We start from the raw sequence: 21738 nt of genomic DNA, 5'->3' as shown, positions 1-21738 counted from the left end.
GGGGCGGGCGTAGCTCAGTGGTAGAGTCCTTGCTTCCCAAGCAAGTTGTCGTGGGTTCAAATCCCATCGCCCGCTCCACACATCCTTCTTAGCCTAGATGCGTCCCTCTCGATTCAAGGCTTGGACGCTTTTTTTGTTGTTCATGAGGTCAGCGAAGGGCGTTACGGTCGAGCAGGAGTGTCCTGGAATGGCTCACCGCTGAAGACGGTTCCATTCTGCCTGTCTTGTTCCAGGCAGATTATGCGAACGGTGAGGTGTTCGAGGAAGTTGCGATGTCGCCCCAGGCCTGGGCTTGTTGGTTATTCGCCATCGTTCAGGGGGAACCGGGATTTCGCTCTGCTCCTGGCCGACCGACGCCTCCCCTTATGCGAGGGCAGGCGGTCGGATCAGTCCGCTCTGGTGTGCCCGGATCAGCAATTTCTGGCGATTCGAGACACCGAGTTTGTCGAAAATACTCGTGAGGTGATGTCTGACCGTAATACTTGAGATGCACAGGCGATCCCCAATGTCTTTGTTGGACAGTCCTTCGCTCACCAACTGTACGACCTCCTGCTCCCTGTCCGTGAGTCCGTCCAGACGTTTAGGTAAGTTGGACTCGCGGGGAATCAGGGTAGGAAGATCCATCGGGGTGCGTAGGTTCTGTCGACCGTCATGTCTTTCGATACTCACACCCACGTTCTCCTCCGGCTTGGTGAGGTGGGCGATCGTGGTAATGAGCACCGTAGCGGGCTGTACCTTGAGCACAATCCCGTCGATACCGAAAGCGACTGCTTGACGGGTGCGCTCGATATCATCCAATCCGCTCAACAGAATGATCTTGATGGAAGGACGGGCGGCCCGAATGTTCCTCACGAGGTCTGGAATGCCCAGATCATTCTCTGTGTCCAGAATAGCGAGATCCGGATACTCAGTAGCCAGGATCCCATTCAGGTCTACCCCGTGACCTGTTTGGCCGACGAGCTTGATCCAAGTTTCTGCTTCAACGATCCGCTGCAAACCGAGACGCAGGAGGTAGTTGCTGCTGAAAATTGCCACCACTGTTTTGGCCACTGTTTCTCCGCTGTCGTTCATCACACCCCCTGACCGGCTCGCACTTTGTGTGGACTCTCGAGCTGGCTAGAATTATATACGTACAACATAGTGCAAACGTTACGCAGTGACCGCTAGGTTGAATACGTGATTGCGGGCACCTTCGACGGCGCATATTCGCATACCCACCGGGTGGCAGGCAATCGGTAAATTCCAGCACGCAACTGCCCCCAAAGGCTTACCCATATTCACTTTGCGCCGATTTCATGCCATCCTTACCGGAGCGCCCTGGACTGTACAATAGTGTGCGCACGTCAAAGTACTAGGATGTGAGCTGGTTTCATACCTAGGGTGCGTTGGTCTGATACGCGACCATGGGGAGAAATCAATGAGATAGCAATGGTTGCATTTTTCTGCACATTGTTGCCTGAGCATGTGAAGCCGGTTCTGACAGCACAAATGTATGGCAGGAAATTCTCTAGCAGAACTCCTCATCGGCACCAATGTCCGATGCGCCAGGACAAAGAAGCGTTTAAAAGAAGTGCGCGTTCATGGGACTCAGAGGGCGAAGCTATGGTAACTGCCTCCACTTTTGATTCTCGCGTCACAGTGCCGCTGTCTGAAGGGCCCTGCGCCGACGTTCATTGGTATGCCGTCAGCACACGTTCCCGGCATGAAAAAATGGTGCGGGACCGACTGGCGGGTATTGGTGTTGAACCGTTTCTCCCCTTGACAAGGACATTGAACCAGTGGTCGGACCGGAAAGTCTGGACAGAGAACCCGCTCTTTTCCGGCTACTGTTTCGCCAGGTTTTCACTCATGAACAGTCATGCCATTCTTCAAACGCCGGGCATTGTTCGAATCGTAGGTTCGGTCAGGCCGGAGCCCATTCCTGACGAGGAGGTGAAGGCAATCATGAAGTTGGCGGAAAGTGCACGTTCCTTAGAGCGTCATGATTACTTGACCGAAGGGGCTTGGGTGGAAGTGGTGCGAGGTCCTCTGACAGGGCTTCGAGGACAGTTGCTGAGAAAGGGAGGCCACGATTGTCTCGTCATTCGCGTGCACCTCATCCAGCAAGCTGCTACCGTCCACATCGATATGCGTGAAGTGATCCCAGTGCAATGAACCCTCCAGTCGTCTTTCTTTTTCAAGTTTCTTGGATGAAAGATAAGAAGATCTAGGAAGCCGCCATGGCGAAACCACAATTTACCCAAGATCAAATACTGACAGTCGTTCTTGAGATAAATGCGGAGCATGCGCTGAAGGATTTCGCGAGAAAGCATGGAGTGTCGAGGTCCACTTTGTATCGGTGGCGGGCAAAACTTGCGGATAAAAGAAAACCTTTGAGGGATCACCTTCGTTCATTGGAGATTGAAAACAGCCAGCTCAAAAGCCAAATTGCCGAGCTGTCGCTCGAGTACGCTTCACTTCGGACAGCCTTGGTGAGGGATTTATGAAGCGAGGAGACGGTGTTGATTGTCGCACCCTTGTTTGCCCTGCAATGAGGGAACTGCTCAAGTTCGGAGGGCTACAATGCGTTTCTTATATGCCGTAGTGGTAGGATTGTCGGCGGTTTTTTCAGTCGGGACTGCATTGGCACAGTCAAAGGCCAATGCGCCGGTGAAGACCGGGATTCAAGTTGCAGAAGCCTCGTCTTCGTCGGGCGGCGCCGGGCTTGGCGATAAGGTGGTTAATGCCACATCTCCGACGCAAGTGATAGAAAAACTTTCGAACATTGTCTCCGAAGAGTTTACCATCGGGGCAGAGGACGTTCTGGAAATTACTGTGTGGAGAAACCAGGATCTTTCGAAAACGGTTCAGGTCCGCCCTGACGGTCGGTTTTCCATGCCGGTAATACGCGACGTTGTGGCGGTGGGAAAAACACCCTCACAGCTTGCTGATGAAATCACTCGTAAGCTCAGAGAATATGTCCAGAATCCGGTCGTAGCGATCAGCGTGAAAGAGGTGAATAGTTATAGCATTTTCGTGCTCGGGGAAGTCGTCAAACCCGGCAAGTACCCCCTCAAGAGCAGGACGACATTGCTGCAGGGAATTACCATCGCCGGAGGCTTTACGCCGGTTGCGGCCAGGAATCAGGTGGTGGTATTTCGATTTGGGGAGAATGGAACAGGGATGCAAACCCTGACGTCCAGCTACGACGATATCGTGCTTCGCGGAGGGATTGGTCAAAACCTAGAGCTGCGAGCCGGCGATACGCTCGTTGTGCCAAGCGAAGCCATGGTTGTTTTTCCGGGTCATTCTCAGTAACAGGCGGGTGCCACAACGGGAAAGGATGCACTAGTCGTGATGCCGAGAGCAGCTCATCCAACTCTTCTGTTCTGGCTAGGCCTTTTCCTCACCCAGGTTCTATCAGGGTGTGCGTCAGGAGTGCTCGTCGAGCGCGAATATCCCACTCCTTCCGGATTCCTGCTTGGGCCAGAGGATGTGTTGGATATCACCGTGTGGAAGAATCAGGATCTTTCCCGTTCCGTGGCGATACGGCCGGACGGCCTGATCTCCCTACCGATCATCGGAGATGTCCAGGCGGCGGGGTTAACTGCAGACGCGTTAGCTCAACGGATCGCGGAACGTTTGAAGCAATTTGTCGCCAGTAATCCCGCCGTCTCTGTCAGCGTCAAGGATCTGAATAGCTACTCCATCTTTGTCCTGGGAGAAGTAGCGAAACCGGGTAAGTACCAGCTGAAATCGTACATTACCATCTTGCACGCGATCTCCATGGCCGGAGGCTTCACGGAATACGCCAAGAGAAACAAACTGCAGGTTGTCCGTACAACGCCAAACGGGGACCACAAGCTTCATGAAATTCATATTCCCGTCCGATATGACGATGTGGTGGCCGGGAAGGGTGAACCGGGCAACCTGGTGCTGCTATCGGGCGATACGGTCGTGGTTCCGTAGACGCCTGAAGGGGGATCCGTTCAGAGTCTGGCTGGCGACGTTGTTGGTCTCTTGGATCGCCGCTGGTTTCGGCGGCCTCGGCCCCCGAGTCGCCTCTGCCGAAACACGGGTCATTCCGTCCGTCAGCGTCACGGAGCGGTATGATTCCAATGTTTTTTTTGCTCCGTCCGCATCTGTTCCGGGGCTGAAACGATGGGATTTCGTGACGGCTGTGACCCCCATGGTGCAGGTGGTAGACAAAACACGAGAGGTCGAGACCACTCTCAATCTCGGCGGCAGCGGCAATGTCTTTGTCAATAATTCGAAACTGAATTTTTTTTCCGCGCAGGTCAACGGCTCAGTCAAGCTGGACGGGTTGGTTGGACAACTCATTCCCGGCTTGAGGCTCAGCATCTCCGATTCATTTGCCTTCACGCCAGAACAACCGAGCTTTGTTCAGGCTGGAATAACGTTGCCCACCGAGAATGTGTTTGCTAGAGGCATTCAAACGGTGCGTGCCAATCAGATTACGAATGCCACTTCCGTTGTCGCGTCGTATCCCATATCGCAGTCACTCAGCGTCCGCGGCGACTATGTGTATTCCATCTTTCGTGTAGGAAACATAATTTTTGAGCAATCCAGTGATGTTCCGGTGGTGTTTTTCGATACCGACTTTCAGCGCTGGTCTATCGGGCCAAGCTACCGGCTTCCGCACGGAGATCAAGTGAGCCTCAATTTCCAGACGACGACCGCTGATTTTAGACAGAAAGGCATTTTGGGAGGACAAGCCTTGAGTCAAAGTATCACGGCTCGAGGTCTCGAAGCGGAATATTCAACGGGTACCAAAAACTGGTCGGCGGTGGTAAGTGCCGGAACGACATTTCTCGAAGACGGAAGCGGTGGATTATTTTTCTTTTCGGGTAAGCTGGCTCTGTCCAGGCAGCTCAACCCTTCTACGCGAGTGTCACTCGACGTATCCAGGCAACTCGCTCCCGCATTTTTTGGTACGAGTGGAGCGCTGATCAGCACGGTGGTTGGAGCCAGCGTCAGCCGAGGTCTCGGCGATTCTTTCTCCGTGACCGGCAGTGCCAATTATGCCCTTAACCAGGCCACGCCCGTCGAGGTCGCGCGATTCGAGTCCTACTCAGGCACGGTCCTCATCAACTACACAGGCTGGCGGGATATCACACCATCTCTCTCTTATCAATATACTCATTTTGAAGTAAGCCAATCGGGTTTCGGATTTCTGGTTAACCGAAGTGTGGCCCTGTTGTCGCTCACGACAAAGTGGAAATAAGTCACTCGCACGAACTCCAACAGATTGTCTGATTAGCCGTTCCTCGCCCGGGGGGCTGTTAATCGACGCTTCGGACCATCAAATCGTTTGAGAAAGAAGTGCAGCCATGAGCTCATCGACAGAAACCCTTACAGCTGTGCCAAGAATCCGCCTGCAGCCATCGAATGGGTGGCGCGCACTGAATCTGCGGGAATTTTGGCAGTATCGCGAACTGCTCTACTTTCTCAGCTGGCGTGATATTAAGGTCCGATACAAGCAAACAGCCCTGGGTGCTTTATGGGCTATTCTGCAACCCTTCCTGACTATGCTTATATTCAGTTTGTTTTTTGGGAATCTTGCGAAGATGCCGTCGGATGGCATTCCCTATCCCATCTTTGCTTTTGCGGCCTTGGTCCCCTGGACGTTTTTTTCCAACGGGCTCACGCAATCGGGAAATAGTCTGGTACAGAGCGCCGGCATGCTCAAGAAAGTGTATTTTCCTCGCTTGATTGTTCCGATCTCCAGCATTCTCTCCGGTGTCGTGGATTTCCTGTTCGCTTTCCTGGTCCTCATCGGACTGATGTTCTGGTACGGAATCGCCCCGACAGCCAATGTCGTGTGGTTGCCTTTTCTCCTGCTATTGGCGTTTGGGACGGCTTTGGGTGTGGGGTTATGGTTGTCAGCGATGAATGTCCAGTTTAGAGATGTGCGCTACACGATTCCTTTCCTCGCTCAATTTTGGCTCTTCGCCACCCCCATCGCCTATCCCAGTAGTTTGCTCTCGGAGCCCTGGAGAACAATCTATGGCATCAACCCCATGGTAGGGGTCGTCGAAGGTTTCCGGTGGGCGCTGCTTGGAACCACAAGCGCTCCCGGTCCGCTTATCATCGTGTCAGCTTTGACCATGCTCACGATTCTTATCACGGGCATGTTCTATTTCCGGCGAATGGAAAGCACCTTTGCCGATGTGGTCTAGAAGGGCTTCATGAGCAAATTAGCCATCTGCGTCGAATCACTCGGTAAACAGTTCAGAGTCGGGACAGCCACCGGGTCTTACGGCACCTTCCGGGAAAAGCTGGTGGAGCTCGTGGGGGCCCCATTTTATTGGCTTGTCAGCCTTCTTGGTGGGAATCGGCAGGATGCCGGGACTGGCGAAGAGATCCTCTGGGCGTTGAAAGAAGTGTCGTTTCAAATCAATCGTGGGGAGGTGGTCGGCATCATCGGTCGGAACGGCGCCGGGAAGAGCACGTTGCTGAAGATCCTCTCCCAGATCACTGAGCCGACCGAAGGCTATGTGGATCTGTATGGCCGGGTCGGCTCCCTGTTGGAGGTCGGGACCGGTTTTCACCCAGAGCTCACAGGACGAGAAAATGTCTTCTTGAACGGCGCCATCCTGGGGATGTCTCGATCGGAGATCGAGAGGAAGTTCGACGAGATCGTCGCGTTTGCTGAAGTGAAGCGATTCATCGACACCCCCGTCAAACACTATTCCAGCGGTATGTGCGTTCGTCTGGCCTTCGCTGTTGCCGCCCATCTTGAGCCGGAAATCCTGATCATTGACGAGGTGCTTGCGGTCGGGGATGCGAGCTTTCAGAAAAAATGTCTCGGAAAAATGGAGGGAGTGGCGAAGGAAGGACGCACGGTCTTGTTCGTCAGTCACAACATGCTGGCGGTTCAGAATCTGTGCTCGCGAGTGATCTGGCTACACGATGGAAAGATCGTGCAAGATGGAAAGCCGGCCGACGTTGTCTCCAACTATCTGAGGATGTCCGCGTCGATGCTGACGGAACAGGTGTGGAACGACGTGACCCAGGCCCCAGGGAATCACAAAGTCCGCCTCCGCAAGATCAGCGTGCGAGGGTCTGATCGTAACAGACCGGACCAGCTCGGCATCGATCAGCCCTGCGAAATCGAGGTTGAATATTGGAACCAGCGCCCGCAGGCCGTGCTCCATGCCACGCTACATGTCTACACCGAACAGGGAATTCTCGCATTCACCACCGGGTCGGCGGAACAAGCCGCCACGGAAGACGGCGCAATGCCTGCGGGGCTCTTTCGCAGCGTGTGCCATTTGCCGGCCAACCTGCTGAATACCGGCGTTCACAGGATCGTGCTCCTGATCGTCGAAAACCGAAGCAGGGTGACGTATCGCCTTGAAGACGCTCTCTCCTTTGAGATGGTCGAGCTCAGTAAGCGCCACTTCGGATGGCAAGGTCGAGAGCCGGGTGCCGTTCGCCCTGTGCTCAGATGGACGACCATTCAGGTCCAAGCAGGCGAGCCCGTCAATATGACGCCCATGCCTCATTGAGGGGGACGCGGCAGGAGCGAAATTTCGCACCGGATCCTGAGATCCATGGGTACAGTGTCCCAGCGACAGGGATGCGACAATCGTGCAGCGCGCAGGTCAGTCGGTTGCCTCAATTCATCTCCACGTTTTCGGTCAGAAACATCGGCTGTGCCGCTGCCGCGCAACATGAATCACGTGATTCCTGAGTTTCCATGCCAGGTGAATGCCAGAATTGGGTTTACCTCTACAGGGTATGGTCATGCGGGTTACGCTGCATCCTTGGCGGGATTTGGCACCCCGCGCCATCTCCGACGCTCTGACGGGTGGATCCTCGAGCGGCAGATTCCTGGCACACCGTATCGAGATGCGATCGGCCCCTATCCGTTGTTCAGCTGCCGGGATTGGTCTCAACTTGCGCTGGACCTTGATGAAATCGGAACGGACCTGGTCAGCCTCATGGTTGTGCCTGCTCCGTTTGACAGGTATTCCCGCCCGCTCCTTGAGCAGTGCTTCGAGCAGGTAACTCCGTTTAAGTCGCACTATGTGACCGACCTTTCGCAGCCGCTGGAGCAGATCGTCAAGAAATCTCATCGGGAGACGGTGGCGCGCGCGACAAAAAAAGTGCAAGTGGCGCATTGTGTGGAACCGGTCGCGCAGCTCACGAAATGGATTGAACTGTTCGACGTGCTCGTCAAGAGGCATCACATCACCGGCATTCGCGCCTTTTCGCCTGACGCCTTTGCCAAACAATTAGCCATTCCCGGCATGGTGATGTTTGAGGCACGAGCGAATGGGGAAACCGTCGGACTTGATCTGTGGTATACGCAGGCAGACGTCGCCTATGGACATCTGGTGGCATTCAGTGAGCTCGGGTATGAATTGCGCGCGTCGTACGCCACCAAATGGTTTATGCTCAATCACTTTGCTGGGAAGGTGAGATGGGTCGATCTCGGAGGGGGCGCCGGCGTAAGTTCGAACGCGACCGACGGCCTTTCTATCTATAAAGGCGGGTGGAGCACCGGAACCGTGCCCGCATATCTCTGCTGCCGAATTTTTAATCATTCTCTGTACGATTCATTGTCCTCGGCATGCGGCGCCAGCGGCAGCAGCTATTTCCCGGCCTATCGAGCGGGCATTCCGTTCTGATTGTTCTCCATTCAAGAGGGCGCTGTCAGGACGGCATAGCCGCCGAGCTGCCTTTCTGAATCCTATAGGCTCTGATTGGTGCAACATTTCACGCACCCTGGGCCGTCGCACTACTCCCAACATCCTACCTGCCGGACAGTTCAGCGAACAGACGCCGTCAGAGACGGCGTGAACGGCGGGGGCCTGATATACAACCATAGGGAGGCCGGAAGGAGGATCCATAATGTCGTCCCGAGTGTCTGTTGATGTAGCCAGGTCGCTGCCGACCGCAGAGGAGTGTATTGCCTCAATCGAGCGCGATGGCTACTGTTATGTGCCGCAGATGTTCTCGCCCGAACAGGTGTCCATGGCACTGGAGCGGATTAAGTATTGGTTCGACAATACGCTGTCGTCCCAATCCGAGCGGATGCCGTATCTCAACAAAGACCAATCGATGGTGTACAACCTCCAGAGCAAGGACCTCGTTCTTCTTCGGATGGTGCTTGGCTGCGAGCTTATCGAGAAGGTTCTGATGCAGTTTCTGAATGACCGGTGGTTTACCTCAATCCCATCGGACGCGCCTAATTACATCCTACGATCCTTTCTTGCCCGAAGCAGCAATCACCAAATGCCCTTGCACATCGACTCGTTCATCCCCTATGCGGGTCCTCATGTTTTCATCATGCAGTGCGCGATCCCGCTGGAAGATCAGACGGAAGACAACGGGTGTACCGTGCTGATTCCGGGCTCTCACCTTTCGGGGAAATACTGTTCGCAAGACGCGTTCCCTTCCGCCGTGTCCATCAAGGCTCGCGCGGGAGATCTCGTCTTTTGGGACAGCCGAATCTGGCATGGAGCGCGTCAAAACACGAGCGGAGGGACGCGCTGGGCCATGATTGCTACATTTTGCCGTTGGTGGATTAAGCAGGCTTTCGACATCCCGGGCAATCTCCCCCAAGAACTCTATGATCAGTTGACCGAGCGCGAAAAAAGCGTGCTCGGGTACTGTTCAGTTCCTTATGACAACGAAAAGCACGGCATCGATATGAAGCGGAGCTATTCGTTGCTGCCTCAACAGGTGGTGGATTACCGCAGGTAAGCACATCAGGACAAAGAGGAAACGTACTATGTCAAAAGATCTAACAGTCACTTATGTCTCGCATGCTTGTCTCCGAATCGACGGCGAGTTTGGCTCGCTGTTGTGCGATCCCTGGTTTTTGAATGAGCCTGTGTACGACTACGCTCTCTGGAAGTTTCCCCCCGCGGTGATTCCACCCGAAGTCTTGCTGAAGGATCTCGATTATCTCTACATCACGCATTCGCACGAAGATCACTTTCATATCCCCTCAATCAATCGTATTCCCCGTGACATCCAGGTGTTGCTCCCTGAATATGCCAACCGGCCTTGCTTGCGCGCCCAACTGGTGGAACGCACCATGCGGGAAATGGGCTTTCACCGCATCAGGAAAATTCAGCCGTGGGAAACGATTCACCTTGCTGGAATGACACCGTTTACGGTCGTTCCTTCGGCGAAATCGCGGGCTCACGATTGGGAGAATTCCGGCTTCGTGATCGACCATCCCGGAACGCGTCTTATCAACATGAACGACAACTGTGATGACGAAGAGCTCTGTTCGGAGATCCACTCTCACTGGCCGACCTTTGAGATCGGCTTTGTCCAAACCTCCAGTGCAACGGTGTTTCCGGCCTGTTACCGTATGCCCCCGGAAGCCAAGGAGGAAGCCGCGCGGAACAAGTGCGAGACGTTCACACTGCACAAACGGTTAATCGAGATGCTTCATCTCCAGCGCATCGTCCCTTTCGCGGGGGACTTCGGCTGGTATGACGATCGGTACTTCAGCCATAATTGGCAGGGCCGGTCCACACCGAAGATCCTGGAGAATTGGATCCGCGATAACTATCCCGATCGGGATGTCGCCACGCTCTATCCATCCGACACCTGGTCCATCTCCACGGGTATTGTTCGCAATCATCCCGATGTTGATTGGGGGCAATATCTGGATTTCGTCAAAACGTGCAAGCAGAAACTTCAGAAGAAGGTGGATTACTACAACGCATGGATTGATGCATCGGATCGGAACAACCTGCTTCAGCGTTCGCGTCTGCATACGGAGACTATCAACAAGCATATTACGCAAGATGGCATTGTTTTCAGCGGCCGTTTCCGCGTCATCGTGGAGGGGGGCAACTCGAACTTTTCATTTGTGTTGAAAGCCAATCCTCAGGATGGATTTGCCATTGATTGGGAAGATACTGAACCTGTCGATCAGTCGATTTATGTGCCCGAGCGCCTCTGGGCGGCCATTCTAGAAGGCAAGATCATGTGGGGCATGTATCAATGGACGACCGAGATTAAGGAGCATGTGCCGTACAGACTCGATCTTGGCCGTTTCTGGTATTGGCTCGAATACAATCTCGATTTGGGTAACAAGAACTCCCAGGCCATCATGAACCCCAAGTTGTTCCCCTACTTGACCGGCCCCACGATTCGGCCGGAGTGGGGAACGGTTGAATTCGAAGATGATTGGGAGTTCCCATGGCTCAATCGAGAAGTAGCCTCGGGACAGGAGTCGGCGCACCAAAGCGCCTAGGTCCTGTTAGAGTCGGCAGACCGAAACAGCTGCTCCGTGCGCTGTACCTGTGGCCGTGCTAAGGAAGTGGCGCCGCTGGGAGCGGCGCCACTTCCCATCAACTGTGGGCGCTCCGTCGGTCATTCTAGGCGCCGACGGACGCCTCATCACCTTGTGTGGGGTCGTAGCATGGGTGGACGAGACAAGCGATTTATTTTCGTCGTTTCAACTTCGGGTTCGGTGATGAACCAGGTCCTGGCAAGCAAGGTTCTGCGCGCTGTGGTCCATTCCGTGGTCGCGGATCGACCATGCCAGGCTGTGGCGGAAGCGCAGGCTTGGGGACTGCCCGTGGCATTGTTTGAGGAAGGCTCACCGGAGACGTTCTGCTCCAGGTTGGCCCAGTACATGGAGGAGCACCACATCGACTATGTCATTTCCTTCTACACTCACTTCTACAGCAAAGCCTTCCGTGATGCCTATCGGGACCGCATTCTCAATTTTCATCCGTCGCTGTTGCCGGCGTTCAAGGGAATGGACGGATTTGGCGATGGGGTGGCCTATCACACGAAGATCATCGGGACGACCGTGGAGTTCATCAAGGATGTGATGGATGAAGGCAAGGTCATTATGCAGACCGCATGCACCGTGGATCCTGGATTGAGTCGCGCGGCGTTGCGTCACTGTATTTTCGTTCAACAATGCAAGACGCTCCTGCAGGTTGTGAAATGGCTGATTGACGACCGTGTGCGGGTGGATGGAGACCGGGTGACGATTGTCGAGGCCGGGTATCATGACCTCGAGTTTGTGCCAGCATTGGAGTGGCGGGAAGCGCTCGACCTCCAAGTGGCTCTCCCTTTTGGAGTGGCAGGGACGGCCACTCTAGTGACAGGTCGGTGAAGCACTATGCCTAAGCCGATCAGACCGGAGATTCGCTCCGATGTGATGGGGGGGGATGTCACGCCATATTCATGCCTGCTCTGCGGGGCCATAGAATGGGCCGAGCTGGTCGAGCCGCATCCCCGTCAGTCCGTTCGGGTTGACGGAGTGGTTGAGCCGCGGCCGCTCGGGAGGCGTCAGTGCAGAGGCTGCGGGGTCGGCTTTCGAATACCCAAAGAAGACCTGGAGGTGATGTACCGGCAGGACTTCGCATTGTACAGCAACCGGCCAGGCGCCGACGGGTTCAATCGTCAGCGGCATCCTGCGCTCGTCGATCTGATTGCTAAGTCGATACAGCCTCTCCGGCCTCGTCGAATTCTCGAAGTCGGATGCGGAGACGGCAGCACGTTGAGCGTCATACGGGAACTGTGGCCCGACGCCGAAACGGTGGGCTTGGAACCATCCCGCCGTGCCGCAGAAGCCGCACGAGCAAGAGGCCACTGGGTCATCGAGGGGATGGCGGAGTCGTCGTTGGATGAGGAGGCCGAGCAACGTTTCGATCTCATCTTTAGCATCCAAGTCATCGAGCACACAGCAGACCCGGTGTCGTTTTTAGCAGCGCAGGCTGACTATCTCGCACCCGGCGGAGTCGTGGTGACCATTTGCCCCAACGGGGCGGTGCCCCATGCAGAACTTATCCATGTGGATCATTTGTTCTCATTTAGCCCGTGTCATCTCGCGGCCGTGACGGCCCGGGCTGGGCTGATCCGCCATGGTGGGTATGAATTCTTTCTTGATGAGGCATGCGAATTCAATCAACTCGTGGTCGCAGGCAAAGCCTCGGATTCCAAGCCGGCCGAAATCGGCCTCCTCCCGCCAATCGGGCAGGATGAGGTGGACCGGCTGGAAGAGGCGCGGAACGCGTATCTGCGTTGTTGGTCCCGTCTTGAAGGCGAGCTGAGCAAACGGGCCGAACAGTGCGAGGCTCTCATTTGTTTTGGTACCGGTGGTTGGTCTGCCAATTTAGCCGGGTACGCGCCGGCCATATGGGAGCGTGTACGAGCGTCTACGGTCGATAACCCCGCGACAACTACCTACATGAATAAACCCGTCGTCGATTACACGAGCGTGCAGAAGCTGGAGCCGGACGCCGTCATTGTGGCAGTCAATCCTTGTCGACAAGAGATGGTCTCCCGACGACTGCGCCGGGACGGGTATCACACTATTCAGTGGAATGATCTGATCAAGAGATAGACTCGCGCTTACGGGTGCGGTGTCGTGACGAAAGGGGAGAACTGATGCAGGCCATAGCTTCCACTAGCGCTACTCTTCGAGCTACTTTCAATGATCAGGGCTATGTCCTCGTAAAAAACCTCATTCCTGAGGCCATCGGGAATCGAGTGTTGGAGGATCTGAGGCTTGCGACCACCCAGCTGCTGCAGTCCCGTGGGCTCCTCACTCCGGAGCTTGATCGTGGGGAGCTATTGGAGTTGCTTAAGGCGGTGTTCAGGTTCGACCTTAACCTGTATCTCAGCATTCTGCGTTTGGGCAGTAAGTTGCAGTCGGTCCATGCGTTGGCCTTGCATGAACGACTCATTCACCTGCTCAACGAATTGGGCTGCAAGGCGAGTGTCCTGCCCTGCGGAGTTGCTATCCATCTCGTGGCCGACGAGTTAAAGATTCCGGGTGGGTACTTCGGATGGGGTGCACACCAAGACTGGTCGTCGGCTCAAGGCAGTTTGGATCAACTGGTGTTGTGGACGCCGCTCATGGATGTGGGTAAAGACTTTTATCCCGTCGAAATCGTACCCGGGAGCCATAAGCTGGGCGTGTTACCCGGAGATCGGCAGAATGCCAATAACAGGGGGGCATTGATTACCATTCAGCCCGGTCTAGTGGACGAGAAGGATTTTATACCCGTCGAGATGAAGCGTGGTGATGTCCTGATGTTCTCGGGACTTCTGGTTCATCGGACCGGTAACGGGATTCGCAAAGGACTCCGCATCGCCTGCGGGGCACGTTTCGACAATGTTGAGGAACACACGTTTGTCGATCGTGGCTATCCCTGTGCCTTTCGCCTTCACGCCGAAACGCAGATCTTGCATCCGGGCTTCCCCACTGCTGACCAGGTGCATCGGCTGTTTCTGTAACCAGGCAGATGCGACAGCGCATACACCCAGTTGAGTTGAAGGAGGTGGGCATGAAGACATGGGGAGATCTGGCCATTTTCGGGGGGAAGCCGGCGTTCGAGAAACCACTCCATGTGGGGTACCCCAACATCGGAAATCGCGCGGCTCTGTTCGAGCGCATCAATGACATCCTGGATCGACGATGGCTGACCAATATGGGACCGTACAGCCAGGAGTTTGAGCGACGTATTTCGGAGATGCTCGGTGTCAAACATTGTATCGCGATGTGCAACGGCACGGTTGCGCTGGAAATTGCCATTCGTGCGCTCGGCCTTACGGGGGAAGTTATCGTTCCCTCCATGACCTTCATTGCAACGGTGCACGCGCTCCAATGGCAGGAGGTCACCCCGATTTTCTGCGATATTGCACCGGGTGAGTTCCATCTGGACCCGGAGAAAGTCGAGGCCATGATCACGCCGCGCACCACGGGAATTATCGGCGTGCACCTCTGGGGGCGCCCGTGCCACGCCGAGGCTCTGACTCGAATTGCCCAGAAGCGCGGGTTGAAACTCTTGTTCGACGCGGCTCACGCGTTCGGCTGTTCTCATAACGGACGCATGATTGGCAACTTTGGCAATGCGGAGGTGTTCAGTTTTCACGCCACGAAGTGTATCAATACATTCGAAGGGGGGGCGATCGTCACCAACGACGATGAGCTGGCGGAAAAAATTCGACTGATGACCAACTTTGGCTTCGGAGGTACTGACAAGGTTGTCTACATTGGGACGAACGGGAAGATGAATGAAGTATCCGCCGCGATGGGAATCACCTCCCTCGAGGATTTTGAGACGTTTATTGAGTTGAACCGATCAAACTATCAAACCTATGTCAGGGAGCTGACGGGGATCCGCGGACTCAGGCCGGTCATGTACGATGAACAGGAGCGCAACAACTATCACTATGTGGTCTTGGAACTTGATGAAGCCGTGACCGCCGTGAGCCGCGATCAAGTGGTGGATATTCTCCGCGCAGAGAATGTGCTCGCCCGACGATATTTCTATCCGGGCTGCCACAATATGGAGCCATACCGGTCGTACTTTCCATTGAGCCAGCTGTGGTTGCCGGAGACGGAACGTATGGCCAAACGGGTGCTGGTGCTACCTACCGGCGCAGCCGTCACTGCCGAGAGCATCAAGCTGATCGGACAGATAATCCGAGTGGTGGTTGGGAGCGGTCGGGAAATTCGCGATCGACTGAAGCACCTGCTTCCATTGGTCGAGCGACCGGTCGTGCAGGAACCGAAACAGGAATTACCCGCAGAACTTGAAGTCGTGCCACGGTGATAACTGCCCGGCACATGTTGGCAGGAAGTGGTGCCGAATCATGTTTGGTGTAGGCCATGGAGCGCTCCATTCTCGGTGAGGGGATTGGTCTGCCCCCTTTACCCGAGGAGAGGGCAGCGCGGATGGCAAGAGGCAATTCAGAGTCGTCGCCACTCGAGACCTTCGTGACCACCTGATCTCTCCTTGTAAGTAGATGGACCCTGTCATTGCGGAATCTTCAGCCTGCATGCAGGAGAGATCCACCGCGCCATGCTGTTTAATTCACTAGAGTTTCTGTTCCTATTCCTGCCAGCAACGGCGGCGGTTTTCTTCCTGATCGGCGGGTTCGGCCGCCGTCAGTTTGCAATTGCCTGGCTCGTCGTCGCGTCGGTGTTCTTTTACGGATATTGGAACGTTTCCTATGTCCCGCTCCTGCTTTTCTCCGTGGTGTTCAATTACTTCCTGGGAGAGGCATTACAGGCTGGGAAGAAAAAATGGATGTTGACAGGCGGCATACTGGTCAATCTTGGGCTCCTGGGTTATTTCAAATATGCAATGTTCATTGTTGAGAATCTGCGTTTTCTCCCGATACGCGATCTCCACGTGGTCCTGCCCATAGGGATTTCGTTTCTGACGTTTGAACAAATCGCCTATCTCGTAGACACCTACCGAGGTCAAACACCTCCAAGAGATTTTGTTCGCTACTGCTGGTTCATTACCTTTTTCCCTCGGCTGATCGCCGGACCTATTGTCCGGGCTCGAGAAATATTGCCGCAGTATGGAAGACAGTCATTTGGTGCGTTCAACACGACGTGGTTGGCTACCGGGCTGACGATATTCGTCATCGGTTTATTCAAGAAAGTCATCTGCGCTGATCACGTCGGCTCGTATGCGACCCACGTATTTCAAACTGCGGAACGAGGGACCGCAATAACGTTTCTTGAAGCGTGGGGGGGAGCGCTGGCGTTTACCTGTCAGATCTATTTTGATTTTTCTGGTTATTCCGATATGGCAATCGGCATTGCGCGCATGTTCGGGATTGTGTTGCCGCTCAATTTCGATTCCCCGTACAAAGCCTGCAGCATCATTGAGTTCTGGCGGCGTTGGCATATGACATTGTCGCGATTTCTTCGCGATTACCTCTATATCCCCCTCGGGGGTGACCGGAAAGGAAAAGTTCGACGATATGCGAATTTACTGATCACCATGGTTGTTGCCGGTTTGTGGCACGGCGCAGCCTGGACGTTTGTTGCATGGGGGGCGTTACACGGGGTCTATTTGTGTATCAATCATGCCTGGCGGTCAGTGCGAGCGTGGTTGGGACATGATCTCAGCCGGACTACCTGGTGGGGGCGTGGAAGCGGGAGATTCGCAACGTTGGGCGCGGTTGTCCTGGCCTGGATTTTCTTTAGGGCCTCAAGTTTTTCCGGTGCGCTGAATGTCCTGACTGGCATGGCGGGCATGAACGGGTGGGGCGGTATTTCCACGAGCCTCTTGGGATATTTCATTGCGCCGATCCTGCTAATGGTATGCCTGGTTGCGCCTAATACCCAAGAATTAGTGGGCCAAATCGAAGAAGTCTCACTCGACCAGCCGAGCCATGCGAGGTCAGAATATAAACCCTGGTTCTCGTGGAAGCCCAATTTGAGCTGGTCGATAGTGATAGGCCTGATGCTTTATCTGGCAATTGTGTCCCTGACTGAAGAGAGCGAGTTTATCTATTTTCGGTTTTAAAGCGCCGTGATGAAAGTGAGTCTGTTGAGCAATACGAGGGGGAGCCAAGAGCACGGTTTGTATCTGGTTGGTCTGTTGCAGTGTGTGGTCTTTGTCTATTTGATCACGATGCTTTTTGTCCATACTCAGAAAATGGTGATCCTGGAACGTGATTATCCGATGTGGCTCAATGCGAAACGGGTCGCAAGTTCTGTTTCACCGAGTCGACAGGATCTTGTCGTCATTGGAGATTCGAGAGCCAAGGCCGGATACATTCCCAATCTGGTTGACAAGAAATCGCTAAATCTGGCACTGACCGGCCAATCACCCATCGAGGGCTATTACCTCCTTGTGAATTATCTCAAAGGACATCCAGCGCCAAAGAATCTGCTGTTGAGCTATGCGCCCTATCATCTCACCATGGTCGATGTCTTTTGGGAAATGTCGGTCAAGTATGACTTTCTGAACTACGATGATTACCGGGAGGTGTGGGAGACTTCCCGTCGCCTGGAGGATAAGACGCTTGGCGACAAGAGTTTGAGATGGCAATACTTCTTCCTGCCCAGCAAATACTGGGGAAGCGTGAGACACGCGGTGAAGGAGCGAAGGTGGAAAACCAACGATGAGACCTATCGGACTGTTGTTCAGAGCAATGGACATTTTTACTACGGGAAAAAATCAGGCTCGATCGACCTGAATGAAGAGGCAGAGCTGAAAAAATTTGCGGCCTCCCGCTTATTGGACTCTTATCTCAATAAATTGATCGACCTTGCGCAATCAAATGGTATCGAGGTGTTTTGGTACACGATGCCATTTAACGACGAATCATGCAAAAATCTGCCGGACTCGTTCACCAGAGATTACGACGCGTATCTCTCCGCGCTGGAGTCGAAGAAGAGCGTAAAGGTAATTCAGAAGATCTCATGCCTGCCCAACACACTTTTTGGTGATAAGAGTCACTTATACTCGGGTGCAGATGCGAACACGCTGGCGATCCTGAAAGCCGTGTTTGACGTCTCTGCGATACGGCCCCTGTCGTAAGCAACCTGAAACATAGACCGTATCTTGGGTGACTACGGCGCAAAAGCGAGGAAAGCCAGGATGTTTGCATGGGTCAGTCCAAGTTCATTGAAACACATGGCGGTGTGAGGCGATGAGAGCCGGATTTGCCGAGCGAGATATCACACCGCCACGCGGTATGGAAATGCCCGGGGGATCGCGCCGGGTAGTCCACGAAGGACCGGCTCATGATCCCTGCAAGGTGCGTGCAGCGGTATTCGACGACGGCTCTGAGCAGGTTGCCCTGGTGAGCGTCGATGCGGTCATCGTGCCTCGAGGGCTCGTGCAATCCGCCAGAGCCCAGATCAAGGCCTGTTGCGGCATCCATCCGTCCTCGGTGATGATTGCTGCCACCCATTCCCACAGCGCGGGTCCGTTAGGTTTTTATGAGCCTGGTCAGTTCGATCGTGCAGCACCATGGATTCAGCGGCTCGCGTATGAGCAATCCGCCTGCGCGGATCCCGGCTACGTAAGACATGTGAGAGAGCAGATCGTATCAGCGGTGTCTGAGGCATGGGACAGTCGCGTGGAAGTCGAGTGCGGAGCGGCGAAGGGGTGTGAACCGAAGGCGGCTTTCAACCGCAGATTCCGTATGCGGAATGGACTCACGTACACGTTTCCGGGGCAGGGGAATCCGGATATCGTTTCGCAGGCAGGCCCGATCGATCCTGAGGTAGGCGTTCTGGGAGCATGGGACTGCGAGGGGCGTCTCCGAGGGTGTGTCGTCAATTATGCCTGCCATCTGACGAGCAAGCCGGGCGGTACCTCTGCAGATTGGGTGTTCTATCTTGAGGAGGTCATCCGCGCAGGTCTTGGTTCGGAAGTCGTGGTTCTGTTCCTGAATGGCGCCTGTGGCGACATTACCCCTGTTGACACGATGGGGCGATACCAGAACCAGATCGGTGAGAAGTGGGCTCGGCGCGCCGGTGCGCGCGTAGGAGCTGCAGCGATCAACGCCCTCCTGGATGCGGTTCCCGGGACATTGGCCCCGGTATCGACTCGAGTCAGGCAACTCGGCATTCCAAGGCGGCCACCGAGTCCGGAGAAGCTCGAACAGGCCCGCCGGCTACTGATGAACGGTGCCGCACAAGAACAGACTGTTGAATGGTATTTTGCGCGAGAAACAGTCCTCCTTGACGCTCTTTTGCAGCGAGAACCTGAAGCCGACGTAGAGCTTCACGCTATGCAGATCGGTCCGGCCGTACTCCTGGCTTGTCCGGGAGAGCTGTTCTGCGAATTGGGACTTAAGCTGAAAGCGTCCAAGCAGTTTGCATTTGTGTTTCCCGTCTCCCTCGCCAACGGATTTTGCGGATATCTCCCCACTATCGAGGCGATGAGCGCCACCGGGGGTGGTTATGAAACACGATTGACGAGTCATTCCAACCTGGAAATCGGGGCGGGTGAAAAAATCGTGGAGACCCTTGGGGCAATGGCTGCTGATCTGACTCCGGGCCCTCTGCCGGAACTCCCCTGTCCGCCTGGTTTCACAAAGGCTTGGAACTTCGGCAACGTGCCGGCCGAATGCTGACAACGTCCTGCCAGGCCGGTGCAAGTCGTGAGATTCATCGAGAGCGCACAGAAGACCGCGGACTAGGCTTCCGGCGATCCAGTGAGGTGTGAGGTGCGAATCAGTGTGGCAGGCGGTATCCTCCTGGGTCTGGTGCTTGGGGTGGCCTGTATCGGTTTGTATGCATGGCGGCACGAGGACACGTCTGATTTTGTGACCGACCTCATCATGGTGTCGATGCGCGACGGAGTGAAATTGCAAACGGCTGTCTGGCGTCCGATGGGGGAGGGGCGTTATCCGGTGGTCTTGAGCCGCGGATACAATACGACGGGACCAGCCCTCGCTAAACCGTTTGTCGATGCGGGTTATGTCTACGTCGGGCAGGCAACCCGTGGGCATGCAGGCTCGGAGGGAGAGCATGGTGTCGCCGATCGCTTCTTTGCCGACGCCCGTGACGGATACGATACGTTGACCTGGATCAGCGAGCAACCATGGTCCGACGGCCGGATTGCCATGTACGGCAAGTCCTACTGGGCTGGAACACAGTGGCTGGTCGCGGTCGAACAGCACCCGAATTTGAAGGCCATTATCCCGCAAGTAATGAATGCCGATGTCTGGCAGTGCGGCTACCGGTGTAATGGGGCACTGTCGTTGGCGCTCACAGCAGGAGGAAGAGCCTATAGCAAAGACAGCATGGCAGAAATTACCGCTCTCGGCTTGGAGACCTTCTTTCGCCATCTCCCGCTTATCACGATGGACAAGCGGGTTGGGGGTACGCGCCTCCGTGGCGCCCGTGAACTGTGGGAGCAGTATGTACGCCATTCCACGTTCGATGAGTACTGGCAGGCCATCACCATTCGCGGAGATGGTCAGGACGGCAAGTATCGAAAGATCAACATTCCCGTCTATCTTATGGGCGGATGGTACGACTACTATGCAGGCGCTGCGTTTACCAGCTATCAACAGCTTCGGAAGGCCGATCCTACGAGAGATGTGCGGATTGTGATCAATCCCTCGGATCATTTGAACCGTGTGGTGAGCGGCCGGGAGTTCGGGGACCATGCCGGAAAGGATGAAATCGCCCTTGCCACCCGATGGTTGGATTACGTGATACGCGGGATCGACAATGGAGTGAGCGCCGAACGTCCGGTCAAAATCTTCGTCATGGGCATCAACGAGTGGAGATACGAGCAGGAGTGGCCCCTGGCGCGGACCCGGTATACAAAGTATTACTTCCACGCCGCAGATGGCGCCCGCCTCGGGACACTCGACACGCGCCTCCCGGGCAATGAGCCACCGTCTACTTATACGTATGATCCCGATGACCCGGTTCCGACCTTGGGTGGGAACCACTCCGTCATCGATCGTGAGTTGGCATCGATCATCCGGGCTGGGACGGTGGATCAGCGGCCGAATGAAGGGCGATCCGACGTATTGGTTTGGTCCAGTGCGCCCCTCGCGCAACCGGTGGAAGTAACCGGGCCGATTGTGGTCACGCTGTTCGCTTCATCCTCGGCCCCCGATACCGATCTTGTTGCCAGATTGATCGATGTGTATCCGGATGGGACCGCCTATAATCTGACCGAAGGAATCCTTCGCGCGCGTTTTCACCGCTCCATTTATGGGGAACCGGAGCTTCTGGTGCCGGGAACCATCTATGAATTTACGGTCACGCTGCAACCGACGAGCAACGTCTTCCTGGCCGGACATCAAATCCGGCTCCATGTCACCAGCAGCAATTTCCCTCTCTGGGACCGGAACCCCAATACCGGACACCCTCAAGGGATGGATGCCGAGATACAGCCGGCTACGCAACGGGTCTATCACGATCGCGCGCATCCTTCGCACCTGGTACTGCCCGTGATTCCCGCCTCAACTGATTCGACCGCCACCCGACTACCGGGTGGAATGGAGGTGGGCTGACAA

19 protein-coding genes and 1 tRNA gene are annotated in these 21738 nt (G+C 55.1%); 19 read left to right on the top strand and 1 reads right to left on the bottom strand.

Annotated elements, in window-relative coordinates:
• The first annotated feature begins 3 nt into the window (after positions 1 to 3).
• Positions 4 to 78, top strand: a tRNA-Gly gene (locus GDA65_11980).
• A gap of 285 nt (positions 79 to 363) precedes the next feature.
• On the opposite strand, the gene GDA65_11975 is transcribed toward GDA65_11980, so the two are convergent.
• Positions 364 to 1071 (bottom strand): response regulator, encoded by a 708-nt coding sequence (locus GDA65_11975; protein MBA5863412.1) that lies wholly within the window; start codon positions 1069 to 1071, stop codon positions 364 to 366.
• 357 nt (positions 1072 to 1428) lie between these two features.
• On the opposite strand from GDA65_11975, the gene GDA65_11970 reads away from it, so the two are divergent.
• From GDA65_11970 to GDA65_11885, 18 genes are all read left to right on the top strand, one after another.
• Complete coding sequence (locus tag GDA65_11970) at positions 1429 to 2154, top strand: UpxY family transcription antiterminator (protein MBA5863411.1); 726 nt, start codon at positions 1429 to 1431, stop codon at positions 2152 to 2154.
• A gap of 65 nt (positions 2155 to 2219) precedes the next feature.
• A complete protein-coding gene (locus tag GDA65_11965; GenBank protein MBA5863410.1) occupies positions 2220 to 2486 on the top strand; it encodes a transposase in 267 nt (88 codons plus the stop codon).
• A gap of 76 nt (positions 2487 to 2562) precedes the next feature.
• Positions 2563 to 3297 carry a hypothetical protein gene (locus tag GDA65_11960; GenBank protein ID MBA5863409.1) on the top strand — a complete coding sequence of 245 codons (735 nt, stop codon included), beginning with the start codon at positions 2563 to 2565 and terminating at the stop codon, positions 3295 to 3297.
• 39 nt (positions 3298 to 3336) lie between these two features.
• Positions 3337 to 3948, top strand: a complete 612-nt coding sequence (locus GDA65_11955) for a hypothetical protein (GenBank protein ID MBA5863408.1) — start codon at positions 3337 to 3339, stop codon at positions 3946 to 3948.
• Positions 3949 to 4168: 220 nt separating this feature from the next.
• A complete protein-coding gene (locus tag GDA65_11950) occupies positions 4169 to 5224 on the top strand; it encodes a hypothetical protein (protein ID MBA5863407.1) in 1056 nt (351 codons plus the stop codon).
• Between the two features lie 106 nt (positions 5225 to 5330).
• The gene (locus tag GDA65_11945; GenBank protein ID MBA5863406.1) at positions 5331 to 6179 is read left to right on the top strand and encodes an ABC transporter permease; all 849 of its coding nucleotides are present in this window, start codon (positions 5331 to 5333) and stop codon (positions 6177 to 6179) included.
• 9 nt (positions 6180 to 6188) lie between these two features.
• The gene (locus GDA65_11940; protein ID MBA5863405.1) at positions 6189 to 7511 is read left to right on the top strand and encodes an ATP-binding cassette domain-containing protein; all 1323 of its coding nucleotides are present in this window, start codon (positions 6189 to 6191) and stop codon (positions 7509 to 7511) included.
• 45 nt (positions 7512 to 7556) lie between these two features.
• A complete protein-coding gene (locus GDA65_11935) occupies positions 7557 to 8636 on the top strand; it encodes a GNAT family N-acetyltransferase (GenBank protein MBA5863404.1) in 1080 nt (359 codons plus the stop codon).
• 223 nt (positions 8637 to 8859) lie between these two features.
• Positions 8860 to 9714 (top strand): hypothetical protein, encoded by an 855-nt coding sequence (locus GDA65_11930; GenBank protein MBA5863403.1) that lies wholly within the window; start codon positions 8860 to 8862, stop codon positions 9712 to 9714.
• Between the two features lie 28 nt (positions 9715 to 9742).
• Positions 9743 to 11227: a hypothetical protein gene (locus GDA65_11925; GenBank protein ID MBA5863402.1), complete on the top strand. Its 1485-nt coding sequence runs from the start codon at positions 9743 to 9745 to the stop codon at positions 11225 to 11227.
• Positions 11228 to 11395: 168 nt separating this feature from the next.
• On the top strand, positions 11396 to 12103 hold the full coding sequence (locus GDA65_11920; protein MBA5863401.1) for a hypothetical protein: 708 nt from the start codon (positions 11396 to 11398) through the stop codon (positions 12101 to 12103).
• A 6-nt stretch (positions 12104 to 12109) separates the two neighbouring features.
• Positions 12110 to 13336, top strand: a complete 1227-nt coding sequence (locus tag GDA65_11915) for a methyltransferase domain-containing protein (protein MBA5863400.1) — start codon at positions 12110 to 12112, stop codon at positions 13334 to 13336.
• A gap of 44 nt (positions 13337 to 13380) precedes the next feature.
• Positions 13381 to 14232, top strand: a complete 852-nt coding sequence (locus tag GDA65_11910; GenBank protein MBA5863399.1) for a hypothetical protein — start codon at positions 13381 to 13383, stop codon at positions 14230 to 14232.
• Positions 14233 to 14282: 50 nt separating this feature from the next.
• Positions 14283 to 15554, top strand: a complete 1272-nt coding sequence (locus tag GDA65_11905; GenBank protein ID MBA5863398.1) for an aminotransferase class I/II-fold pyridoxal phosphate-dependent enzyme — start codon at positions 14283 to 14285, stop codon at positions 15552 to 15554.
• A 249-nt stretch (positions 15555 to 15803) separates the two neighbouring features.
• Positions 15804 to 17267: an MBOAT family protein gene (locus GDA65_11900; GenBank protein ID MBA5863397.1), complete on the top strand. Its 1464-nt coding sequence runs from the start codon at positions 15804 to 15806 to the stop codon at positions 17265 to 17267.
• 6 nt (positions 17268 to 17273) lie between these two features.
• Positions 17274 to 18287: a hypothetical protein gene (locus GDA65_11895; protein ID MBA5863396.1), complete on the top strand. Its 1014-nt coding sequence runs from the start codon at positions 17274 to 17276 to the stop codon at positions 18285 to 18287.
• Between the two features lie 112 nt (positions 18288 to 18399).
• Positions 18400 to 19833, top strand: coding sequence for a hypothetical protein (locus GDA65_11890; protein MBA5863395.1), 1434 nt, complete (start codon positions 18400 to 18402; stop codon positions 19831 to 19833).
• Between the two features lie 93 nt (positions 19834 to 19926).
• Entirely contained in the window at positions 19927 to 21735 is a 1809-nt protein-coding gene (locus GDA65_11885) for a CocE/NonD family hydrolase (GenBank protein ID MBA5863394.1), read from the top strand.
• The last annotated feature ends 3 nt before the right edge of the window (positions 21736 to 21738 follow it).

This window comes from Nitrospira sp. CR1.1 (genome assembly GCA_014055465.1).
Classification (GTDB): Bacteria; Nitrospirota; Nitrospiria; order Nitrospirales; family Nitrospiraceae; genus Nitrospira_A.
This window is presented reverse-complemented; position numbering and strand designations above follow the sequence as displayed.

Bases quoted from the DNA above. Each gene is read 5' to 3' on its own strand.
- GDA65_11975 (MBA5863412.1), bottom strand. From the start codon at position 1,071: ATGAACGACAGCGGAGAAACAGTGGCCAAAACAGTGGTGGCAATTTTC.
- GDA65_11970 (MBA5863411.1), top strand. From the start codon at position 1,429: ATGGTTGCATTTTTCTGCACATTGTTGCCTGAGCATGTGAAGCCGGTT.
- GDA65_11965 (MBA5863410.1), top strand. From the start codon at position 2,220: ATGGCGAAACCACAATTTACCCAAGATCAAATACTGACAGTCGTTCTT.
- GDA65_11960 (MBA5863409.1), top strand. From the start codon at position 2,563: ATGCGTTTCTTATATGCCGTAGTGGTAGGATTGTCGGCGGTTTTTTCA.
- GDA65_11955 (MBA5863408.1), top strand. From the start codon at position 3,337: ATGCCGAGAGCAGCTCATCCAACTCTTCTGTTCTGGCTAGGCCTTTTC.
- GDA65_11950 (MBA5863407.1), top strand. From the start codon at position 4,169: ATGGTGCAGGTGGTAGACAAAACACGAGAGGTCGAGACCACTCTCAAT.
- GDA65_11945 (MBA5863406.1), top strand. From the start codon at position 5,331: ATGAGCTCATCGACAGAAACCCTTACAGCTGTGCCAAGAATCCGCCTG.
- GDA65_11940 (MBA5863405.1), top strand. From the start codon at position 6,189: ATGAGCAAATTAGCCATCTGCGTCGAATCACTCGGTAAACAGTTCAGA.
- GDA65_11935 (MBA5863404.1), top strand. From the start codon at position 7,557: ATGGGTACAGTGTCCCAGCGACAGGGATGCGACAATCGTGCAGCGCGC.
- GDA65_11930 (MBA5863403.1), top strand. From the start codon at position 8,860: ATGTCGTCCCGAGTGTCTGTTGATGTAGCCAGGTCGCTGCCGACCGCA.
- GDA65_11925 (MBA5863402.1), top strand. From the start codon at position 9,743: ATGTCAAAAGATCTAACAGTCACTTATGTCTCGCATGCTTGTCTCCGA.
- GDA65_11920 (MBA5863401.1), top strand. From the start codon at position 11,396: ATGGGTGGACGAGACAAGCGATTTATTTTCGTCGTTTCAACTTCGGGT.
- GDA65_11915 (MBA5863400.1), top strand. From the start codon at position 12,110: ATGCCTAAGCCGATCAGACCGGAGATTCGCTCCGATGTGATGGGGGGG.
- GDA65_11910 (MBA5863399.1), top strand. From the start codon at position 13,381: ATGCAGGCCATAGCTTCCACTAGCGCTACTCTTCGAGCTACTTTCAAT.
- GDA65_11905 (MBA5863398.1), top strand. From the start codon at position 14,283: ATGAAGACATGGGGAGATCTGGCCATTTTCGGGGGGAAGCCGGCGTTC.
- GDA65_11900 (MBA5863397.1), top strand. From the start codon at position 15,804: ATGCTGTTTAATTCACTAGAGTTTCTGTTCCTATTCCTGCCAGCAACG.
- GDA65_11890 (MBA5863395.1), top strand. From the start codon at position 18,400: ATGAGAGCCGGATTTGCCGAGCGAGATATCACACCGCCACGCGGTATG.